This is a genomic window from Mycobacterium sp. IDUB_24 (assembly GCF_055419385.1).
Genome location: NZ_JBVAXO010000013.1, coordinates 1 through 5,981, shown reverse-complemented (window position 1 = coordinate 5,981; position 5,981 = coordinate 1). Strand labels below are relative to the sequence as shown.

1 protein-coding gene and 1 pseudogene are annotated in these 5,981 nt (G+C 62.8%); both read right to left on the bottom strand.

Annotated features, from left to right (window positions below; all coding sequences use genetic code 11):
• A pseudogene (locus tag ACZYZF_RS29420) lies at nt 1-3,881 on the bottom strand (amino acid adenylation domain-containing protein); the annotation flags it as partial.
• A 1,279-nt stretch (nt 3,882-5,160) separates the two neighbouring features.
• The gene (locus tag ACZYZF_RS29415) at nt 5,161-5,835 is read right to left on the bottom strand and encodes a methyltransferase family protein (RefSeq protein WP_463748167.1); all 675 of its coding nucleotides are present in this window, start codon (nt 5,833-5,835) and stop codon (nt 5,161-5,163) included.
• Nucleotides 5,836-5,981 lie beyond the last annotated feature (146 nt).

The window sequence follows — 5,981 nt, the reverse complement described above, 5'->3', positions numbered from 1 at the left end:
TGACACTGCGTCCACACCTGCCCCGCCAGACCCAACTCCGCATCCAACGTCCCCAACAACCGCGCCACATTCCGGTGGCTGATCGCCACGCCCTTCGGCTGACCTGTGGTCCCCGAGGTGTAGATCAAATAAGCGACATCGTCGGCAACCGGCCCTCGCAACGCCGTACTGGGCTGCGTCTCGATGGCGGTGTCGTCAACGTCGACAACGGTCAGGCCGCTCCCGTCGAGTCGCGGCCGCAACTCCCCGGTCGTCACCGCGACAACCGGTGCCGCATCGCCGAGCATGAACCGAATCCGCGCCCTGGGATGCATCAGGTCAATCGGTAGATAAGCCGCCCCCGACTTCAACACCCCCAGGATCGCAACGACAGCCTCGGCCGACCGAGGCACCAGCACCGCCACGCACACGCCCGGGCGGGCACCGTAGCCAACCAGCCAGTGCGCCAATCGGTTCGACGCCTCGTCGAGCTGCTGATACGTCATCGAGCGGCCATCGAAACTCACCGCAACCGCCTCAGGCGCACAATCCACCTGCACGGCGAACAACCCCGGAATGGACTCCACGGGAACGGCGGGCTCGGTCAACACCGCACGATTGCCGACATCGTCGAGTTGTGCGTGTTCGACAACATCCAGCACATCGATCGACGAGAACCGCCGCGCCGGATCCGCGGTCAGCGCCTCTACGACCCGTTCCAACCGCTCAACGACGGTTTCGATGCCGGCCGCGTCGAACACGTCGGTCCGGAACTCCACAGTTCCGCCGATCCCGGCAGGCTCACCGGCCTGATTCCACCGTTCAGCCAACGAGAACGTCAGATCCATCCGCGCGACCTGTGTGTCGACCGTCAGCGGGCTAACCTGCGCGTCGCCCAACGTCGACTCACTCTCCGCGTCGATGGAGAAGTTTTGCCAGGCCAACGCCACCTGCACCAGCGGATGACGGGCCAGCGATCGGGTCGGCTTGAGCCGGTCCACCAACACCTCGAAGGGCACATCCTGGTGCTCGAGAGTGGCCAGGCTGCGCTGCCGCACCTGCTCCAGTACTGCGCTGACAGTCGGATCACCGGCCAGATCCACCCGCAACACCAACGTGTTGACGAAGAACCCCACCACCCGATCCAGCGCGGCATCGCCACGACCGGCAATCGGAACGCCCACCGCCACATCCGAACTCGCACTCAGCTTCGACAACAGCATCGTCAGCGCAGCCTGCACCACCATGTACGTGGTCGCATTGTGATCCCGCGCGACCTCGCGAATCCGCTTGTGCAGTGCAGCCGGCAACGACACCGCCACACTGGCACCGCGGTGATCGGCTACCGGCGGATAAGGGCGGTCGGTGGGCAACTCCAGGCACTCGGGCACTCCCGCCAACGCCTGCTCCCAGTACGCCACCTGCCCAGCGATCCGACTGTCGGGATCGCCCAGATCCCCCAGATATGTGCGCTGCCACAACGTGTAATCCGCGTATTGCACCGGCAACGGCGCCCACTCCGGTGTTCGCCCCGCCGACCGACCGGCATACGCCAACTGCAGATCCGCGATCAACGGAGCAACGGACCAGCCGTCGGCAGCGATGTGGTGCACCACAGCGGCCAGGACATGCTCATCCCGGGCCACCCGGAAAAGGGTTGCGCGCAAAGGGATCTCGTTGTTCAGATCGAAGACATAGTTGGCCATCGCTCCGATCGCTTCTCGCAATTCAGCTGCTGACCAGCCGTCGGCGTCGATCACTCGCCACCCGCAGTCGGCTTCCTCGGCAGGCACCACCACCTGCTCAGGAACTCCTTTCACCGACCGGAAAACCGTGCGCAAGGACTCGTGGCGCTCCACCACATCGGCCAGCGCGCCGCCGAGCGCGTCGGCATCCAGATGCCCGGTGACCCGCAACGCCACCGCCATGTTGTAAATCGGTGACGGCCCCTCCAACTGATCCAGGAACCACAATCGCTGCTGGGCATACGACAAGGGAATGACATCCGGCCGCACCTGCGCCACCAACGGCTCACGCCGCCCCGAACTCTCACCGACACGGGCCGCCAGTTGCGCCACAGTCGGCGTCTCGAACACCGCCCGGACGGCCAGATCAGCACCCAGACTGGCATTGACGGCGTTGATCAGCCGGGTCGCCGACAGCGAATCCCCGCCAAGATCGAAGAACGAGTCGTCGACCCCGACCCGCTCCAACCCCAACACCTGGGCGTAAATGCCGGCCAACACGTCCTCAGCCGGAGTGCCCGGAGCACGATATTCCTGGCCGTTGACGTAGTCCGGTGCGGGCAGGGCGCGCTTGTCGAGTTTGCCGTTGACCGTCAGAGGCAACGCATCGAGCAGCACTACCGCCGCAGGCACCATATAACTCGGCAACCGCTGCGACAATGCGGAACGAACAGTGGCCGGGTCCGCGGTGCCGGTGATGTAACCGACCAGGCGTTTGTCCCCAGGTCGATCTTCCCGGGCGATGACCTCGGCTTGCCTCACTCCGTCCAGATCTGCCAGGGCAGACTGGATTTCACCCAACTCGATGCGATACCCGCGGATCTTGACCTGCTCATCAGCACGTCCCAGGTACCGCAACTGCCCATCGCTGTCCCATGACGCGAGGTCGCCGGTGCGGTACATCCTTTCCCCGGCACCACCGAATGGGCAGGCCACAAACCGCGAAGCACTCAATCCGCCGCGGCGCCAGTACCCACATCCCAAACCAGCGCCCACCACATACAGCTCACCCAACACGCCAACCGGCACCGGCTGCAACGACGAATCCAGCACGAAAAACCCGAGATGGGCCAAGGGCACCCCGATCGGACTGACGCTGCCCTCAGCATCGCCCGCCACGATCTCCCGAAACGAGGCGTGCACCGTCGTCTCGGTGATCCCATACATGTTGATCAAGCGCGGCGAGCCAGGGTGACGATCCAGCCAGGTCCGAAGGCGCTGCGGCTCAAGCGCTTCCCCGCCAAAGACCACCGTCTCCAACTTCAACTGACCCGGCCCGGGCTGCAGCGCTTCCACAGCTTGCAGCGCGTAGAACGCCGACGGCGTCTGACTGAACATGGTGACCTGCTCGGTAGCCAGCAAGGCATAGAGTTCCTCCGGAGCCCGCGTCACCGCCTCGGACACCACCACCAACCGGCCGCCATACAGCAGTGCCCCCCAGATCTCCCACACCGAATAGTCGAACGCCAACGAATGACACTGCGTCCAAACCTGACCCGACAGCCCCAACTCGGCATCCAACGTGTCCAACAGCTGGACCACGTTGCGTTGGGTGATCGCCACGCCCTTCGGCACACCTGTGGTCCCCGAGGTGTAGATCAGATACGCGACCTCGTCAGCCGACGGCGCCGGCAACTCCAGCTGCCTGCACCCGGGGTGATGACCCACCTCGCTGAAATCGACGATCTCCAGCTCGCGGCCAGACAACCGGGACGCCAACTCCGAACTCGTGACCGCCACGACCGGTTCAGCATCACCAAGGATGAACTGAACCCGCGAATCAGGATGCATCACATCGATCGGCAGGTACGCCGCCCCCGACTTCAACACCCCCAAGACGGCCGCAATCGAGTCAGCCGACCGCGGCAGAAACACCGCGACACACCGGCCAGGGCCCGCACCTTTCGCAATCAGCAAGCAGGCCAAACGATTCGACAACTCATCGAGCTCCGCATACGACATCGACCGGCCATCGCAAGCCACCGCCACCGCATCCGGAGCGCGGGACACCTGCGCTGCAAACAACACCGGGATAGAAGCCAAACCGCTGGCCGGCGCAGCCAGTGCCGCCCGATTACCCCACTCGAACAACTCGGTGTGCTCGTCCTCATCCAAGAAATCGATCGCGGACAACCGTCGAGTCAAATCGGCAGTCACGACAACGCCTCACCCTGGTCCGCCTCAACGGCCCCCGAGGGGACCATGCGGGGGCGGCTCCTCACCGAGAAGCACTTGTCGACCTGCGCAGGTTCTACCGGCAGCGACTGTTCATCGATCTTCATTGGAATCTCCCACCGCGTGGTGTACTGCGGACTCCCCGGGCGTTCTATCCGCAGGGGCACTGACCCTGTGGGCTCCTTCGCCGGACATCACTGCCCGGCCTGCAGGACCCTCGGCGGAGGCCGCCGACAGGCTGGATTGCTCGTCAACGTTCACCTGCCCCTCGTCAAATCGATCAGTGACGATCGTTCAAGGATCCAGAAGTAGGGCCATTCCGCCCCCGTACCCTGCCTTCTGGACTCTGTTTCCTGTGGCGTGCTACAGCTATGCTTTCGCTGGTTGCAAGCTGTCAGCATATCGACTTCCCTCCGGACAGGCGTGAGAATCGCATATCCGAGAAAAACAACCTTGCAGCGCCCGACGGCCTGAAGTCAAGGTTGACGAACTCGCCAATTTAGGCAAATAAGATCAGCATCCTTCGAATGGACGAGAACTGGCCGGCTCGGTCGACCAAGCGCCTCCTCTCCGGCTGACTGAACCGCTGCGTGTTGGCGCTGCCACCACGGATCACAGCCTCGGCACGCGCCCATGGCCGGGGGGAGCTGGTTGGATCATATTACCTGCCCTGAACTGCAATCAAAGATGACTCTCGCCCCAGCGGGATCGGTATGACGCCCATGTAGTTCAATCCAGCGAAGTCGACCGTGTCGATACGCGGGCCGTACGACTGCGCCGCACCACCAGGAGGCCAGCCCTGGCAACGGAAAATTCCGGTTCTTTGCAACTGCAGCAAATAACATACGCACATCACTTTGCACTGCGACCCAGGCGCAGGGTGGCGAAGAATGGCTTGGCGGCATACGCCTCGAATGCCCTCTAATGCCGCCCGAAAGACGGCCCACATTAGTTTGCGATTGCAATCATTAGCGAACTTTCAAGATCTTGCTTGATCACCGGAATCGGGCAGACCACCGGCACAATTGCGCGGCGGTCACCAGGGTGCGAGATATTGAAACAGAGATACACATCCCGTCAACGATCACGGGATCTGTAGTTCGGCAAGGCTGAGGACTACCGCACCGTCAGGACACAGTTCGGTGCGGTAGTCCTCAAAACAGGGCCTGATGTCGGACATGGACAGCTGGAGCTATGAGGTGAGTCTGCTGACGGACCCCGGTCTACGAAAATGCTGCTGTCGGACGATCCACTTCCGCCGTCACCAGACGAGGGGCACGAGCCGGTAGTGCACCTTCTGCGTGTACTCCCCATATCCGGCGAGCTGCTGCCGAAGCAGCTTCTCCTCGTCGTGGATGCGGAAGGCGTACAGGGTCAGGACGGGAACGAGAACCGCCAGCCCCCACCATGAACCAAGCGCGAGCGGCATTCCCGCCACCATGAGCAGCGCCCCCATGTACATCGGGTGCCGAACAAGCCCGTAGAGGCCCGTGGAGACCAGCGTCTGCTCCGACTCCACGGTGATGTTGGCTGACGCGTAGCGGTTCTGGACGATCGTGAATATCGTGATCACGAGGCCGATGGCGAACATCGCGTTGCCGATCCACGACACGGCGGTGGGCACGGGGGACCAACCGAAGCGATGGTCGAGGCCACAGAACACCGGAAGTGCAATGGACAGATTCACGATGACGAGGACGACCACCTTCTGCACTGGTCTCGACTCCGCCTTCTGCCCTACTCGCATGCGCCGCTCTACGACCGCCTTGTCCTTCCTCAACAGGTAGACGGTCGAGAAGCTCGCCATGACCGCGTACAGAGCCAGGAAAACCCAAGCCTGCCAGTAGTCGAATGTCCCTGCCGGCACGAACAACAGTGCACCCAACGCCACCAGGCCCAGAACAGACTGGACAGCCACCCGAAGATTCATGCTCATGTCATCCTCCATATGTGAACCGCGCTCAAAGAAGCGTGCCGGACAGCGTGAAGTCGTTCAAAGCGTTTGAAAGGTCTTGTTGCAAACGCTCATTCGTGTTGACTCGACCCGGCAGATAGGAATGGGCCGAGATGAAGACCTTTCCG